The organism is Actinokineospora spheciospongiae, assembly GCF_000564855.1.
GTDB classification, from domain to species: Bacteria; Actinomycetota; Actinomycetes; order Mycobacteriales; family Pseudonocardiaceae; genus Actinokineospora; species Actinokineospora spheciospongiae.
Map to the genome: position 1 here is coordinate 24663 of NZ_AYXG01000184.1, position 13920 is coordinate 38582.

Below are 13920 nucleotides of genomic sequence, written 5' to 3' on the forward strand. Positions count from 1 at the left end.
TCGGCCGTGCTCACGACGTTGTCCGGTACTCGAAGAACCCGCGGCCGGTCTTGCGGCCGAAGTGGCCCGCGGCGACCTTCCCGACCAGCAGGTCGCACGGTCGGTAGCCCTCGTCGCCGGTGCGCTCCAGCAGCACGTGCAGCGAGTCGACCACGTTGTCCAGGCCGATCAGGTCGGCCGTGGCCAGCGGGCCGGTCCGGTGCCCGAGGCAGCCGGTGAAGGCCGCGTCGACGGCTTCCGGGGTGGCCACGCCGTCCTGCACGATGCGGGCGGCCTCGTTGATGGAGCGCTGCAACACGCGGTTGACCACGAACCCGGGGCCGTCGCCCACGTGCACCGGGGTCTGGCCCAGCGCCGCCAGCAGCCGCTCGGCCGAGGCGATCGCGGCGTCGCCGGAGCGCGGGCCGCGGATCAGCTCGACCGTGCGGATCAGGTACGGCGGGTTCATGAAGTGGATGCCCACGACGTCCTCGGGGCGCGCGGTGTACCCGGCCAGCTCGTCGATCGGGATGGCCGAGGTGTTGGACACCACGACCGTGCCCGGGGCGAGCGCGGCGGTCGACGCGGTCAGCGCCCGCGCCTTGGCCTCCACCTTCTCGGTGACCGACTCGATGAGGGCGGCGGCACCGGCCACCCGGCCGGGGTCGGTGGTGGTCTCCAGTTCCCCGTCGGCGATCCCCCGGTCGAACGAGCCCATGAGCCTGCCCAACCGGGTCTGCGCGGTGATGCCCGCCCTGGCCCGCTCCAGCCGTTCCCGGTCGAGGTCGACCAGCACGACCGGCAGGCCCGACCCCACGGCCAGGGTGGCGATGCCGGTGCCCATCACACCCGCGCCGATGATCGCCACCCGACCGAAAGCGCTGTCACCCATGTCAGTCCTCACTCTCGACGTCGCGGGAACCGGGTCCACCGCTCCGGCGCGGCGTGCCGGGCGACTCCCGGGCGAGCCCGTCGCGGGTCAGCCGGACGCCGCCCGCTCGTCGCCGAGCACCCCGGCCCGCTGCTGCTCCACCATGACCGAGATCCCGTCCAGCAGCCTGCGCAGCCCGAACCGCAGCGCGTGCTCCGGGTCGTACGCCGCGCCGTGCGCTTCGCCCGCCGCGGTGCCGACCCGGTCGGCGTTGGGCGTCGCCCCGGCCGTGGCGAAGCCTGCCAGCCACGGGCTGTGCGCCTGCCACCACTGCTGGTCGGTCATGCCGGTCTCGGACTCCAGGGCGGCGATGTCGGCGGCGGCGCGCGCGCTGGCGCGCACGTGGCCGAGCACCAGGGTCAGCACCGAGTCCAGGTCGACGTCGCCGAGGCCGCTGTCGAGCAGGGCGCCGAGTTCGCGCTCGTACTTGGCCAGCAGGTTGGGCCCCAGCACCGGCCTGCTCGACTCGACCGCCGCCAGCCACGGGTGCGCCCGGTAGAGGTCCCAGTTGTCCATGGCCACCCGTTCGAGCCGGACCCGCCAGTCGCCCTCGTCCGGCGCCTCGGCGGGCAGTTCGCCGTAGACGGTGTCGATCATCAGGTCGAGCAGTTCGGACTTGCCGGGCACGTAGGTGTACGGGGACATGGTCCCGACCCCGAGCACCTCGCTGACCCGGCGCATGGTCAGCGCCGCGATGCCCTCGGTGTCGGCGATCTCGATGGCCGCGGTGGCGATCCGGGCGACGCTGAGTTCCGTGCGCCCCTCGCGGGCGGACGGCTCCCTGGTGCGCCACAGCAGCGCCAGGCTGCGGGCGGGGTCGGCGGTGCCCCGGGTGGCGCCCCGGTCTTTCGCGCCTCGATCTTTGGCCATAGTGGGCACCAGCTTACAGCCGTATTTTGTACGATACGATGTATGTCCAGCGCGGCACCGACTACCGGCCGAAAGACCAGGGTTCCACGCGGCTGAATTCGATCAAGGCAGTCCGGGCGCGCGATGCTGCCGCAGTACGGCAAGGTGGCCTGGTCCGGCCCGGCGGCAGCAGGCTCAACCAGCGCACCCGGGGCCGTTCTCGACAACCGCCTGCCCAGGTCACTCGGCGGGGACCAGTTCGGCGAGGGTCGCGGTGAGCGTGGCCGCGGGCGGCCCGGCGGGCGTCCACGCGGCGCCGTCCCGGGTGTAGGGGTGCCAACGGCCCTCGGACGACAGCCGCAGTTGCCACCCCCGTTCCTCGATGGTCCACCGGTTGCGCCACACCTTGACCTCCGGTTCCCCGTCGAGACCCGCGTCCACCCAGGCGTCGACCAACTCCACCCTGGCCCTGGCGACCACGTCCTTGGCCGGGGTCCAGGAATCCTCCAGGGTCGCCAGCCCCTCCGCGCCGGTGAGGGCCCAAGCCAGCACACCCCGGTGGAACTCCGCGGGTCGCGGCCCGGCAGCAGCCGCCCGGGCACGCAGCTCGTCATCCCCCCGGGCGGCCAACCGGATCGCGTCCGACCACGGGTCGTCAGTGGCGACGGGCCTGCCCGCCAGCAGCGCCGCGGCCCGGTCCGCGGCATCGGCTGCCAGCACGGCCACTGCGGCGGCGTCGACCGGGGCCTCGGCCAGGTCGGTGTCGGCCAGCAGCGGCGCCAAGTCGAGCACCTGGTGCACGTGCGTCGGGGCCGCCGGGAGCGCGACCGCCCCAGCCGCCCACGCCTGCTCCGCCGCAACCCCGACAACCGCGTCGTCGGCGTCCGATGTGGACCGGCCGGTGTTGCGGCGCAACAGCTCCTCGGTCAGCTCGGACTCCGACCGGCCGCGCAGCAGCAGCAGGACGAACGGGTCGCGGTCGAGCAGCCAGGAGACCTGGTGGACCAGCGCGGCGGCGTGCTTGCACGGGCTGTCCCAGTCCGGGCAGTCGCAGTCCGGGTCCAGTTCGCCGAAGCCGGGCAGCAGCCGGGTGCCCGCGTCCGACGCCGCGCCGACCAGTTCCCTGGGCATCTCGCGGTCGAGCAGGGCGGCGATGTGGCCCGCCTTGGCCGCGACCTTGTCCAGGAACCGGTCCCACTCCGCGTCGGACAGCTCGGTGAAGCGCACGGTGGTCGTGTACGGGCGGTGGTGGTCGCCGTCGTGCACCGGCGCGGTCGCCCGGCCCGGGCTGACCGTGATCGGTCCGACCTGGCCCGCGAAGGCGTACCGACGGCCGCTCTTGAGCTGGTCGAGGTCGAGCGCGGTGTCCTGCATGGCCTCGGTCCAGGCGTTGCCCCACCAGGTGTCGGCGAACTTGCGCCCGTAGCGCTTGTGCGGCGGGAACGCCGGGAAGGAGACCGCGCGCCGGTGCGGGTCGACCACCTCCCCGGCGTCGTCCTCGTCGTCAGCGTCGTCCTCGGTGTCGTCCTCGTCGGCGAACAGCGCCGCGAGACCGTCGTCGTAGTCGTCCTCGTCGTCGTAGCTGCCCATGGTCAGGTCCTCCTCAGTTCGACGAGGCGGCGCAGTTCGGCGTTCGACAGCTCGCTCAGCGCGGCCTCGCCGCCGCCGAGCACCGCCGAGGCCAACTCCTGCTTGGACTCCAGCAGGGTGGCGATGCGCTCCTCCAGCGTTCCCTGCGCGATCAGCCGGTGCACCTGCACCGGGCGGGTCTGGCCGATCCGGTGCGCCCGGTCGGTGGCCTGGTCCTCGACCGCCGGGTTCCACCAGCGGTCATAGTGCACGACGTGGTCCGCGCGGGTCAGGTTCAGTCCGGTGCCCGCAGCCTTGAGCGAGAGCAGGAACACCGGGACCCTGCCGTCCTGGAAGTCGGCCACCATCTCCTCGCGCCGGGGCACCGGGGTGCCGCCGTGCAGCAACTGGGTCGGCACGCCCCGATCGGCGAGGTGGCGTTCGAGCAGCTTCGCCATCTGGACGTACTGGGTGAACACCAGCACCGCCCCACCCTCGGCGACGATGGCCTCCACCAGGTCGTCGAGGGCTTGCAGCTTCTCCGACCGCGACGCGGAGGCGTCGGCCTCCTTGAGGTGGTGCGCCGGGTGGTTGCACACCTGCTTGAGCCCGACCAGCAACTTGAGCACCAGCCCCCGGCGGGCGATCCCGGTGGCGCCCGCCTCGATCTCACCCATCACCCCGTCGACCACCCGCTGGTAGAGGGCGGCCTGCTCCGGGGTGAGCGACACCGGGTGGTCGGTCTCGGTCTTGGGCGGCAGCTCGGGTGCGATCCCGGGATCGGACTTGCGGCGGCGCAGCAGCAGCGGGCGGACCAACCGGGCCAGCCGCCGCGCGGTCGCGCCGTCCCGCTCGACCTCGACCGGCCGCGCCCACCGGTCCCGGAACTCGCCGACGCGGCCGAGCAGGCCGGGGGTCGTCCAGTCCAGGATGGACCACAGCTCGGTCAGGTTGTTCTCCACCGGCGTACCGGTCAGGGCCACCCGCGCCCCGGCCGGGATCTCCCGCAGCGCCTTGGCCGTGCCGCTGAGCCGGTTCTTGACGTGCTGGGCCTCGTCCGCCACGACCATGCCCCAGTCGTGCGCGGCCAGGGTCGCGGCGTCGACGCGCATCGTGCCGTAGGTGGTGAGCACAAAACCCCGGTCGGCGCCCGCGAGCGAGCGGGCCCCGCCGTGGAAGCGCCGGACCGGGGTGCCCGGGGCGAACCGGGCGACCTCCCGCTCCCAGTTGCCCAGCAGCGAGGCCGGGCACACCACCAGCGTGGGTCCGGCCGTCGCCGGGTCCAGCGCGCGCCGCAGGTGCAGCGAGATGAGCATGACGGTCTTGCCCAGACCCATGTCGTCGGCGAGGCAGCCGCCGAACCCCAGCGAGGTCATCCGGTCCAGCCAGCGCAGACCGCGCCGCTGGTAGTCGCGCAGGGTGGCCCGCAACGCCTCGGGCTGACCCAGCTCCTCCGGGCCGCCGTCGGGCTCGGAGATCCGCTCGACCAGCTCGCCGAGCCACCCGTCGGCCACCGCCTCGACCCGGTCCCCCTCGACCACGGCGCTCCCGATCAGCACCGCGCCCAGGGCGTCGAAGGCAGGCAGGGCGGGCAGGGACCGTTCCCTGGCCCGACGGGCCAACTCCGGCTCGACCAGCACCCAGCGCCCCCGCAGCCCGACCACCGGGCGGGACTTGGCGACGGTGTCCATCTCGGCATCGGTCAGCGGCTCACCCGCGAGCGTCAACTGCCAGGACAACGGCATCGGCGGCGCACCGCGCAGGTGCGCGGCGACATCGGCGGGGCGCTCCCCGGAAGAGGGCACCAACACCCGCGCGTTGAGGTCACGCGAAAGCCCCGGCGGCCACTCCAGGTCGACACCCGCAGCGGCCAACCCGGCCTCCGCCCCACCGAGCAGGTCGGCCACGTCCTCGTCGAGCAGGTCGAGCCGCACCGGCTCGGCATCGGCGAGCAGGCTCTCCAGCGGCGACCACACCCGCGCGGCCCGGCGCACGGCCAGCATCGCCTCGAAGGTCGCCCGCTCACCGAAGCCGTGGTCCCCACCCGCCCACAACTCCTCGGCGTCGATCACCCTGGTCGGGTCGGCCAGGTCGCGCAGCCGCACAACCGCGTGGAACCGCCCCCGCTCGAAGTCATCCCCGGGCACGACCAACCGCAGGGCGACCCGCAACCCGGTGTCCACCCCGGCGGCAACCTGCACGGCCCACTCACGCAGGTCCAGGTCGGCGGCCACCGGCGCGGCGGAGGCGTACCGGTCATCCCCGGTGACCCGGGTGGCCCCAGCGGTACGCGGCAACGCATCCGCGACGGCGTCGTAGAAGGCTCGAAGCAGCCCCTCCGGCTCCGGCAACAGCGGAACGGCGGCGGCCGGGTCCACCGGCACCGCGTGCGCGGCAGCGGGCATCGCCGCCGCCAACGCCCGCAACCGCTCGATGTCCGCCACGTCGAACGGCCCCATCCGCCACGCGGCAAAGCCCTCCGGCGAAACCCCGGGCAACAGCCTGCCCCGCGCCGCCAGGTGCAACGCGGTGGCCGCCGCCACGGCGTAGAAGGCCGCCGCCGGGTGCGCCCGGTCGTCCGCGCGCGCGGCCAGCAACAGCGGCAGCGCCCGGTCGAAGGGCAGCCGCCGAGCCCGAACCGGCCGCACAACCACCCCGGCCTCAGCCGGAACGGCCATCTCCACCTCGACGGACTCGCCGAAGTCAGCCCCCGGGTCGCGCTCGGAATCCCAGAACAACACCGCACCCGAGCCTGCCGGATCACCCGGCTCGAAGACCACCGCGCACCGACCCGAACCCAAAACGCCTCCTCGCCGCCGACCGCCTCCAGTACAGTGTACCGTATCCAATACGCGCACGTCTCCAGGTCGCTCGAGAACCACCGGCACAACCGCCGATCACCCCCATAGACCCTCTGTCCGACTACCAGCCGCCCGAATACCCACCGGCGCAGCGGGCCGGGGTGGTCGAGGCGGGGGTGGCGGTCAGCGCGAGGGCAGAGGTGGCGACGATCCGGGTGAGGGTTCTACGCACCGGTGCATCCCCGAGGGTCGGGGTGCGAACAGAGGACTGCCCCGGCGGATGGAGGGGCCCGCCGGGGCAGCCTCGGTCTGTTCCAGCGTGGAACGGACCGCCCGTCAGTCGCTCAAGGACGCGTAGCGGCGCACCGCGAGCGGCAGGAACACCGCCAGGATCACCAGCGGCCAGACCACCGCCATGAGCGAGGCGTTCGCCACCACCCACGAGTCGCCGCCCCAGCCGGGGTTGCCGAACAGCACCCGGGTGGCGGTCACCGTGGACGACAGCGGGTTCCACTCGGCGATCGCGCCCAGCCAGCCCGGCATGGTCGACGGCGCGACGAACGCGTTGGACAGGAACCCCAGCGGGAACTCCAGGGTCTGCACCCCCGCGACCGCCTCCTGGCCGCGCATGACCAGGCCGAGGAAGATCCCGACCCAGATCAGCGCGAACCGCAGCAGCAGGATCAGGCCCATGGCGCCCAGGGTGGCGCCCACCGAGCCGTTGGCCCGCCAGCCGATCGCCAGGCCCACCAGCATCATCACGACCAGGGTGACGACAGCGAAGAGCATGTCGGCCACCGCCCGGCCGATCAGGATGGCCGCGGGCGCCATCGGCATGGAGCGGAAGCGGTCGGTGACGCCGCGCTCCACGTCGGTGGAGATGGCGATGGTGGTCATGCTGATGCCGAAGATCATGGTCATGGCGAACATGCCCGGCATCAGGAACTCGCGGTAGCTGCCGCCGTCCGGCACGGCCATGGCGCCGCCGAAGAGGAAGGCGAACATCAGGACCATGACGATGTTGAACGCCAGCGAGGCGATCAGGGTGGCCGGGTTGCGCACCCAGTGCGCCAGGCTGCGCCCGGTCAAGGTCACCGAGTCGGTCAGGACGTTGCCCAAGCCGCCGCCGGTCGCCGCCGGGGCGGGCCGGTCCAGGGTCGCGGTCACGCGTTCACCTCCTGCGCGCCTGCGCTCTCGGCGACCGGTGCGTCCTTCTTGCCGTTCTTCCTGCCCTTGTCCTTCTTCTCCGCCTTCGCCTCCTCGCCGACCGGCCTGCGACCGGTGAGGTGCAGGAACACCTCGTCGAGGGTGGGGCGGCGCAGGGCGATGTCCTCGGCGGTGACCCCGGCCGCGTCGAGGGCGCGGATGACCTCGATCAGCGAGGTGTCGCTGTTGGCGACCCGCACCGAGAGCTTGCGGTCCTCCTCGTCGAGCTCGGGGGTGCCGCCGGTGAGCTGTTCGACGGTGCGCGCGGCCAGCGCCAACCACTCGCGGTCGTGCACGGCGAGGTCGATCCGGTCTCCGCCGGTCTTGGTCTTGAGCTGGTCGGGGGTGCCCTCGGCGATGACCCGGCCGGTGTCGATGACCGAGACCCGGTCCGCGAGCTGGTCGGCCTCGTCGAGGTACTGGGTGGTCAGCAGCACGGTGGTGCCCTGGCGCACGAGGGCGCGCACGGCCTCCCACACCTCGTTGCGGCCGCGCGGGTCGAGGCCGACGGTGGGCTCGTCGAGGAAGAGCACCGACGGGGCCAGGATCATGCCCGCGGCCAGGTCCAGCCTGCGCCGCATGCCGCCGGAGTAGGACTTGACCGGCTTGCCGCCGACCTCGGCGAGGCCGAACCGGTCCAGCAGCTCGTCGGCGCGCTGCCGCGCCGCCTTGGCCCCGAGCCGGTACAACTTGCCGAACATGACCAGGTTCTGGTGCCCGCCGAGCACCTCGTCGACCGCCGCGTTCTGCCCGACCAGGCCGATCCGGTAGCGCACCTGCGCTGCCTCGGTGGCCACGTCGTACCCGGCCACCTCGGCCCGGCCGCCGTCGAAGCATTGCAGCGTGGCCAGGATGCGCACCGCCGTGGTCTTGCCCGCGCCGTTGGGACCGAGCAGCCCGCACACCGTGCCGCGCGGCACGCTCAGGTCGAAACCGTCCAGGGCGACCTTGTCGCCGTACCGCTTGCGGAGACCTTCGGCCACCACCGCGAGATCGCTCGAACCCACTGTTGCTCCCCTTCCGTTCATCCCGCCGGAAACGCATCGGCGTACAGCATACGGTACACCACTTCGTACGTTGTACGCCAATCGCTGCCCAGCCAGGTTCCCGGCACGTCAGCGCCTACCAGGCGTTCGCCTGGTCCTACGCGGTGAACACCGGTCAGATCACCATCCGGCACGGAATGCGCGGCCCCAGCGGGGTGCTGGTGTCGGAGCGGGCGGGTGGGCTCGGACCGCCCGTCCGCGCTGCGCCGCACCGCCAAGGCGACCCCGGCCGACGCGGGCGTGGATGCCGCCGACGTGGTGTTCGCCGACGCCGCGGGCACCCCGGAGTTGGACGCGGCCGAGGTGGCGGCGCCGGCGGAGGTGTTCGGCGCCGGGCGGGCGTCGGTGACCGCGCCCAAGACGATGACCGGGCGGCTGCACTCGGGTGGGACGCCGCTGGACGTGGTGGCCGCCCTGCTGTCCATTCGGGACGGTGGCATTCCACCATCGGTCAACACCACGGGGACCGCGAGCGCGGGCGGCGAGGAACCCGCAGACGTGGGCCCGGACTCCCTGGACACCACGTTCGAGGAGCTGGGCCACGACTCGCCGGCGCTGCTGGAGACCCAGGGCCGGATCGAGCGCGTCCGCGCGGTGGCGTGGCTGCCGGGCCGCGATTCCTCCTGCTGGGAAGAGTCGACACGAGAGGGGGGTGGTGCGAGAATTCCCGCCACTGTGCTCCGGGAGGCGGGTTGATGGGGATCGAGACGAGTCGGCGGTCGTTCCTGGCGGTGGCCGGGTTGTTGGGGCTGGCGGCGTGCGGGTCGAACACGGGGCGGGAGGGGTCGGCGGCGGGGACGTTGCGGCACTGTTACCACGCCTACGGGGAGGACGGGGTGCAGGACGCCGTCCGGCGCTACGCCGCCGCCTACCCCGGGGCGGAGGTCGAGGTGCAGTGGAACCCCGGGGACTACGACTCCAAGATCGTCACCGCCCTGCAGAACAGCGCCGTGCCGGACGTGTTCGAGGCGCAGGTGAAAGTGGACTGGGTGCGGCAGAAGCAGGTCGTGCCGGTGGGCGACCTGCTCGGGGACACCCGGGGTGACTTCGTGGCCGCCCTGCTCGAATCGCAGACCGTGGACGGGCAGCTCTACGGCATCCCGCAGTCCATCGACACGCAGGTCCTGTTCTACCGGCCCAGCCTGCTCCAGGCGGCCGGGGTCACCCCGCCGCGGACCGTGGACGAGTTGCTGGACGCGGTCAAGCGGCTCAACACCGGTGGTGTCCGTGGGTTGTTCGCGGGCAACGACGGCGGTGTCGGCGTGCTGACCCCGCCGCTGCTGTGGGCCGCTGGGCTGGACTTCCTGTCCCCCGACGGGTCCGCGCCGGGGTTCGACGACCCGCGCGCGGCCACCGTGTTCGGCAAGTTCCGGGAGTTGCAGACCGGCGGCGGGCTGCTGCTGGGCGCCCCCGCCGACTGGTCCGACCCGGGGGCGTTCGTCGACGGCCGGGTCGCCATGCAGTGGACCGGGCTGTGGAACCTGCCCAAGATCACCGCCGCGCTCGGGGACGACGTCGGGGTACTGCCGTTCCCCAAGCTGGATGACAGCGGTGCGGTGTCGGTTCCGGTGGGCGCCTACAGCGCGATGGTGAACGCGCGCAGCGCGGACGTGGAGGCGGCGAAGGCGTACGTGCGGTGGCTGTGGGTGGAGCGGACCGACCACCAGACCGAGTTCGCCACCGCGTTCGGCGCGCACGTGCCTGCCCGCAAGAGCCTCAGCGACGAGGCGGAATCGCTGCGGTCGGGGCCCGCCAAGGACATCGTCGGGTTCGTCGTCGACAGCGGGCGGATCGCGAGCCCGTCCCGGTGGTCGGCGCGGGCGAACACCGCCCTGTCCGACGCGGTGTCGCGGATCGCGCGCGAGGGGGCGGACGCCGCCACCGAGCTGCGCGCCGCGGTGGAGGTCGCCCGGGGTGAGATCAGCAGGACCGGTCGGTGAACCGACGCGGCGCACTGGCGTTCTGGCTGTTCGTCGGCCCCTTCGCGGCGGGGTTGCTGCTGTTCACCTACGTGCCGATCGGGTGGAGCGCGTACCTGAGCTTCTTCGACGCGCACAACACCGTCACCCCGACCGAGTTCGTCGGGCTCGACAACTACACCGACATGCTCACCGACCGGGCGTTCCTCGACAGCATCGGCACGTTCTCCGCGTTCGCCGCGCTGATCGTGCCCACCACGGTCGTGCTGTCGCTGCTGCTGGCGCTGCTGGTCAACCAGGTGCGGGTGGCGCGGGCGTTCGTGCGGTCGGTGTTCTTCCTGCCGTTCGCCTGCTCGTACGTGGTGGCCTCGCTGGTGTGGAAGATGTCGCTGTTCTCCGGGGTGGACACCGGGGTGGTGAACACCGTGTTCGGCTGGTTCGGCGGCGAGCCGCAGGCGTGGGTGGGCACGGTCGACCCGCCGCTGTACTGGGTCGTGCTGGTGACCGTGCGGCTGTGGTTGCAGCTCGGCTTCTACATGGTCCTGTTCCTGGCAGCCCTGCAACGCATCCCCGACCACCTCTACGAGGCCGCGTGGACCGACGGCGCGTCCCCGGGGTGGCAGACCTTCCGGCACGTGACGCTGCCCGGCCTGCGCGGGGCTCTGGTGGCGGTGCTGGTGCTGAACCTCATCAACGCCTACCAGGCGTTCGACGAGTTCTACAACATCCTCGGTGACGCGCGCGGCTACCCGCCGTTCGCCCGGCCACCGCTGGTCTACCTCTACTACACCTCCCTCGGTTCCGGCGGCCAGGACCTGGGGCGGGGCAGCGCGGGTGCCCTCGTGCTGGCGCTGCTGATCGCCCTGGTGACCCTGCTGTCCGGCCGCGTGCTGCGGAGGTCGTCGTCGTGAACCCACCCGTGGGCCACAACCGCACGACGGTGTCCCGCGTGCTCGTCCGGCTCGTGCTGGCCGTCGCCGCGGCGCTGTTCCTGCTGCCGTTCGCGGTGATGCTCCGCCAGGGCCTCGCCGAGGACTGGTCGACCGTCGGTGAGCTGTTCACCGACGACGAGGTCCCGTTCGCCCGCAGCCTGCTCAACTCCGTGATCGTGTCGGTGCCGCAGACCCTCGGCCAGTTGGTGGTGTGCTCGCTCGCAGGCTACGGCCTCGCCCGCGTCCCGTACCGGCACGCGTCGAAGGTGCTCTACGCGGTGGTCGCCACCCTGATGGTGCCCACCGCGGTGACGTTCGTGCCGAGCTTCGTGGTGGTGTCGAGCCTCGGTTGGCTGTCGGACCTGCGCGGGCTGATCGTGCCCGGGCTGTTCAGCGCGCTCAGCGTGTTCCTGTTCCGCCAGTACTTCCTGGACTTCCCGCTCGCGCTGGAGGAAGCGGGCCGGTTGGACGGGCTGAGCCGGTGGGGCGTGTTCTGGCGCGTGGTGGTGCCCAACTCGACCGGCTTCATCGCGGCGATCGCGGTGATCGACTTCATCGGGAGCTGGAACCAGTTGCTGTGGCCGCTGATCATCGCCCAGGACTCGTCGACCTGGACGGTGCAGGTGGCCCTGTCGAGCCTGCTGACCGCGCAGAACCCGAAGATCACCCTGCTGTTCGCGGGTGCGGCCGTGTCGATCCTGCCGGTGCTGCTGGTCTTCGTGCTGCTCCAGCGCCACCTCGTGCGCGGCGTCACCGAGACCGGCCTCAAGGGGTAGTCGGGTCAGTCCTGCGGGGCGTCCTTGATGAACACGACCCCGTCGTGGCTGGCGAGGTGGGCCGGGTCGAGCGGGGCGTAACCGTGGTAGGGCGACACGCGGGGCTCCGCGTCGCCGAGGACGGCCTTGAGACGGCGGGGGTCGACGACGCACCGGTCGTCCGGGAGCGCGTACAGGAGGCCTTCGAGGGTGTCCGGGGGCGGGGTGTCGACTCCCCGGTGGCGGATCGTGCCGAGGGCCGTGGTCAGGAAGGCGTACCCGTCGCCGAGGTGGGCGCCGACGATCGCGCCCGCGCTCCACCACCGCAGCGGCAGGCCGCCCATCCGCATGCTGCTCTCGTCCCGCTGGAGGTGGCCGTTGTGGGCGTGCACCAGTACCGGGCCCCGTTCCGCGAGGGCGAGCAGGTTGGCGGCCATCATCGAATCCCGCAGGCCCACCAGCCGCGCCATGCGGCTCGGTGACGTGTCGGCCATGCAGGCGTGGTGGCGCAGCAACCCGGTGGCGGTCCGCGCGTACAGGCGAGCCCGGTCGCACTCGTCCCGCGAGGACACCGCGACCAGGTGCGGTGTCTGCGCGTCGAGCAGGGCGGCCAGGTCGTCGGCGATCAACCGCAACCGCTCGGCCTCGGGCGTCCGCCCAGCGGACTGCGCGGGGTCCATCATCGCGGCGGGGTCGGTCCACCGGTCGTCGGCGCCGAGCAGGCGGTCGAGGACCTCGGCGGTGCACGGGAGCAGGTCCATGTCCACCCGGGCCGCGAGGTGGTCGTGGAGCGCGGTGAGGGCCTGCCGGGGGCTCGCGGCGTGGGTCATCTCCAGCGGGCCGTCGATCCCGGCGAAGCGCACCCGTTCGGAGGCGGGCAGGCCCTCGTTGTGGGCGCGCATCCACCGCACCAGCTCGCGGTTGGCCTCGGACGCGCCGAAGCCGTGGCTGAACCCCGCCTCCATGACCTCGTCGAGGGTGCCCTTGCCGGAGGTCACGTGGTCGTCCACGACCAGGCCCATCATGCAGTCGCTCTCGACCGCGATCATCCGGTGGCCCTCCTGCTCGACGAGTTGCCGGAACAGGTCGTTGCGCAGGTGGAGCAGGACGTCCTCACCGTGGGTGGGTTCGCCGAGGGCGAGCACCCGCGGGCGGTTCGGGAGCAGCCCCATGACGGCGGCGGCGTCAACGGGGTGGGTGGTGTCTGTGAGGCCGGAAGTCATGCCTTTGACAGTATCGTTGAAGTTCTTATTTAAACCTTTCCTCCCGTATTTGCAGTACAAAGCGATAAAACCTTCAAGACCGTATACCGGCCAATGCGGTTCGCGCGAGGTCGCGCAACCAGGTGTGGGCGCGGGTGAGCGGGTGTTCCCGCCGCGCTCGCGGACCTCGGCCTGCGGCAGGAGTGGATCGCCGACCTCGGTGGGATCGAGACCGCGCGGGCCACCGAGGCCGCGATCCTGTTCGTGCCGCACGTGATCCGGTCCAGCGGGTTCTCCCCCTTCGCCGTCTCAATCACCCGCTGACGCAACCGGATCACCGGGGGTGTCCTTGGTGGAGAAGGCTTTCACGAGCTGGTCGACGGCGGCGGTGATGCCGTCCCGGGCGCTGATGGCGCCGCTGTGGAGGGTGCGGGCCAGTTCGTCGAGGTCGAGGGTGACCGAGACCAGGCGGAGCGTGGTGGGGGTGCTCGGCCACCTGCCCGTGTCCGAGGCGGCGAGGACGGGCCCGGCCAGGGGGCGGGGAACGGTGCCCGCGATCCGGATGCCCGGCAGCTCCAGGGGGATGGGCCGCAGGCGCAGGGTGGCGCGGGCGGAACCGTCGGAGAGCGGTTCGGCGGAGACGAACTCCGCCGCCACGGTGGTGCCGTTGGGGAGGAGGGCCCGCACCTCGGGGAAGGCGGTCCGCAGCTCCAGCCCCACCTCCAGGCGGA

The 13920-nt window shown here is 72.5% G+C and carries 12 protein-coding genes; 4 read left to right on the forward strand and 8 right to left on the reverse strand.

Annotated features, from left to right (window positions below):
* Positions 1-10 precede the first annotated feature (10 nt).
* The 6 genes from UO65_RS23665 to UO65_RS36945 form a co-directional block, all read right to left on the reverse strand.
* Positions 11-871: a 3-hydroxyacyl-CoA dehydrogenase family protein gene (locus UO65_RS23665; RefSeq protein WP_035286422.1), complete on the reverse strand. Its 861-nt coding sequence runs from the start codon at positions 869-871 to the stop codon at positions 11-13.
* Between the two features lie 87 nt (positions 872-958).
* Positions 959-1780, reverse strand: a complete 822-nt coding sequence (locus UO65_RS23670; RefSeq protein ID WP_035286424.1) for a TetR/AcrR family transcriptional regulator — start codon at positions 1778-1780, stop codon at positions 959-961.
* Between the two features lie 219 nt (positions 1781-1999).
* Positions 2000-3349 (reverse strand): SWIM zinc finger family protein, encoded by a 1350-nt coding sequence (locus UO65_RS23675; RefSeq protein ID WP_052021689.1) that lies wholly within the window; start codon positions 3347-3349, stop codon positions 2000-2002.
* A gap of 2 nt (positions 3350-3351) precedes the next feature.
* The gene (locus UO65_RS23680; RefSeq protein ID WP_200873446.1) at positions 3352-6006 is read right to left on the reverse strand and encodes a DEAD/DEAH box helicase; all 2655 of its coding nucleotides are present in this window, start codon (positions 6004-6006) and stop codon (positions 3352-3354) included.
* Between the two features lie 459 nt (positions 6007-6465).
* Entirely contained in the window at positions 6466-7296 is an 831-nt protein-coding gene (locus UO65_RS36940) for an ABC transporter permease (protein ID WP_035286427.1), read from the reverse strand.
* On the reverse strand, positions 7293-8342 hold the full coding sequence (locus UO65_RS36945; protein ID WP_161784503.1) for an ATP-binding cassette domain-containing protein: 1050 nt from the start codon (positions 8340-8342) through the stop codon (positions 7293-7295). The genes UO65_RS36940 and UO65_RS36945 overlap by 4 nt, the downstream gene beginning before the upstream one ends.
* Before the next feature lie 216 nt (positions 8343-8558).
* Here UO65_RS36945 and UO65_RS38855 point away from each other — a divergent pair, with 216 nt between their 5' ends.
* The 4 genes from UO65_RS38855 (at position 8559) to UO65_RS23710 (ending at position 12008) form a co-directional block, all read left to right on the forward strand.
* Positions 8559-9077, forward strand: a complete 519-nt coding sequence (locus tag UO65_RS38855) for a beta-ketoacyl-[acyl-carrier-protein] synthase family protein (RefSeq protein WP_035286428.1) — start codon at positions 8559-8561, stop codon at positions 9075-9077.
* Complete coding sequence (locus UO65_RS23700) at positions 9077-10321, forward strand: ABC transporter substrate-binding protein (protein ID WP_035286430.1); 1245 nt, start codon at positions 9077-9079, stop codon at positions 10319-10321. The genes UO65_RS38855 and UO65_RS23700 overlap by 1 nt, the downstream gene beginning before the upstream one ends.
* A complete protein-coding gene (locus tag UO65_RS23705) occupies positions 10318-11211 on the forward strand; it encodes a carbohydrate ABC transporter permease (protein ID WP_035286431.1) in 894 nt (297 codons plus the stop codon). The genes UO65_RS23700 and UO65_RS23705 overlap by 4 nt, the downstream gene beginning before the upstream one ends.
* 98 nt (positions 11212-11309) lie before the next feature.
* Positions 11310-12008, forward strand: a complete 699-nt coding sequence (locus UO65_RS23710) for a carbohydrate ABC transporter permease (RefSeq protein ID WP_084176194.1) — start codon at positions 11310-11312, stop codon at positions 12006-12008.
* A 5-nt stretch (positions 12009-12013) separates the two neighbouring features.
* On the opposite strand, the gene UO65_RS23715 is transcribed toward UO65_RS23710, so the two are convergent.
* Both UO65_RS23715 and UO65_RS23720 read right to left on the reverse strand, forming a co-directional pair.
* A complete protein-coding gene (locus UO65_RS23715; RefSeq protein ID WP_035286432.1) occupies positions 12014-13210 on the reverse strand; it encodes an erythromycin esterase family protein in 1197 nt (398 codons plus the stop codon).
* A gap of 288 nt (positions 13211-13498) precedes the next feature.
* The gene (locus UO65_RS23720; RefSeq protein ID WP_035286434.1) at positions 13499-13909 is read right to left on the reverse strand and encodes a hypothetical protein; all 411 of its coding nucleotides are present in this window, start codon (positions 13907-13909) and stop codon (positions 13499-13501) included.
* Positions 13910-13920: the final 11 nt, after the last annotated feature.